Origin of the sequence: Halomonas marinisediminis, from assembly GCF_004347715.1 — a bacterium.
Taxonomy (GTDB): Bacteria; Pseudomonadota; Gammaproteobacteria; order Pseudomonadales; family Halomonadaceae; genus Halomonas; species Halomonas icarae.
Map to the genome: position 1 here is coordinate 1 of NZ_SLTR01000850.1, position 222 is coordinate 222.

Genomic DNA, 222 nt, shown 5'->3' on the forward strand with positions numbered 1-222 from the left:
GGCGGCAAAGCGGGTCGTACGGCTCACGCCGCCTTCCCCGCGAGCCGATGGGCCACCTCGACCGACAGGGTGTCGCGGTCCTGGCGGGTTTTCAGCAGGGTGGCGAGGGTCGCGCCCAGCACCACCGGGTCGTCGTTCAGATCGGCTATCCCGAGGCCCGACAGGGCGGCGGCGAAATCCAGCATCTCGGCGATGCCCGGCTTCTTCTCCAGGTCCTCGCGG

Annotated in this window: 1 protein-coding gene; it reads right to left on the reverse strand. The window is 70.7% G+C overall.

The genetic code is table 11. From position 1 onward, the window contains the following. Positions 1-23: 23 nt before the first annotated feature. Positions 24-222, reverse strand: a 199-nt coding sequence (locus E0702_RS18750) for a hypothetical protein (protein ID WP_205742183.1), incomplete at its 5' end; no start/stop codon positions are given.